General features: G+C 66.8%; 1 protein-coding gene. It reads left to right on the top strand.

All coding sequences use genetic code 11. The annotated features are described in order from the left end of the window. On the top strand, nucleotides 1-771 hold a 771-nt coding region (locus EN804_RS34500; protein ID WP_210237378.1), incomplete at both ends, for a VCBS domain-containing protein.

Here is a 771-nt window from a genome sequence, read left to right as displayed (position 1 = left end):
GACGACATCCCGGTTGCGGCCAACGATGCCAACAGCGTGACGGAAGGGCTTGGCCATTCGACGAACGGCAACGTGTTCGGCGCGGCCGGTGCGAGCGCCGGCGATCATGCCGACACCATCGGCGCGGACGGCGCAGCGGTCGGCGGTGCGGTGACGCGGGCCTATTTTGGCCTTGAAGCCAATGCCGCCGGCGCGACCTACACGACGATCTCGGGAGCAACGGTGATTGCCGGCACCTACGGCAATCTGACGCTGCACTCCGACGGAACCTACACCTACGCGCTGACGACGGCATCGATCCCGGCGGGCGTGACGAGCGAGACCTTCACCTACGAGATCAAGGACGGCGACGGCGACACCGACCTTGCTCAGCTGGTGATCGGGCTCAACCAGGATCTGAACGTGCCGGAGACGACGGGCTCGACGGCCACCGTCTACGAAGACGGCCTTGCCGACGGCGTGCAGCATGGCGCGACCAGCGAGACGACGACCGGCTCCTTCACGGTCGACGGCAACAACGAAGGCTACACGCTCACCCTCGACGGCGATGCCGGCGGACCGGTGGCGATCACGGCGGTGGGCGACCATGTCACCACCTCGAAGGGCGTGCTGACGATCACCTCGATCTCGGCGCCCGATGCCGGCGGCGTCGTCACTTACGGCTATACCTATACGCTGACCGGTCCGTTGACCCACACCGGCCAGGGCGAGGTCAACCCGCTCAGCGACACAATCACCATGGCGGTCACCGACGCCACCGGCGACAGCGAT

The organism is Mesorhizobium sp. M8A.F.Ca.ET.161.01.1.1, from assembly GCF_004792105.1.
In the GTDB taxonomy this organism is placed as follows: Bacteria; Pseudomonadota; Alphaproteobacteria; order Rhizobiales; family Rhizobiaceae; genus Mesorhizobium.
This window is presented reverse-complemented; position numbering and strand designations above follow the sequence as displayed.